This window comes from Flavihumibacter fluminis (assembly GCF_021491375.1).
Classification (GTDB): Bacteria; Bacteroidota; Bacteroidia; order Chitinophagales; family Chitinophagaceae; genus Flavihumibacter; species Flavihumibacter fluminis.
Window position 1 is genome coordinate 1 of record NZ_JAKEVY010000035.1, and the last position, 284, is coordinate 284.

The 284-nt window shown below is 41.9% G+C and carries 1 protein-coding gene; it reads left to right on the plus strand.

Annotated features, from left to right (window positions below; genetic code table 11):
- Positions 1–284: hypothetical protein (locus L0U88_RS20790; protein ID WP_234868798.1), on the plus strand; the 284-nt coding region annotated here is incomplete at both ends.

Below are 284 nucleotides of genomic sequence, written 5' to 3' on the forward strand. Positions count from 1 at the left end.
GAAATACGTCTTTGACGATGCTTTGGATAAACTGGCTATCGAACAAGGTCAACTGGATGCAAAAGTTGAAAACTTGTGTCAGGATCGTACCGAATCGTTCATCTTGGAGGCAGATACAATGCCGTACTATCGCAGAGTTGTCGGTCTGAAGACTGAAAAGTTCTATTCAACGAACAATGAAAACCGTACATTGGGCGAATCTGTAATCGATGGTGTTACTTATATGAACATCTTCAGTGCTGTTGAAGAACCGGAACGCAACAACGAGTTCTTTATCGATACAG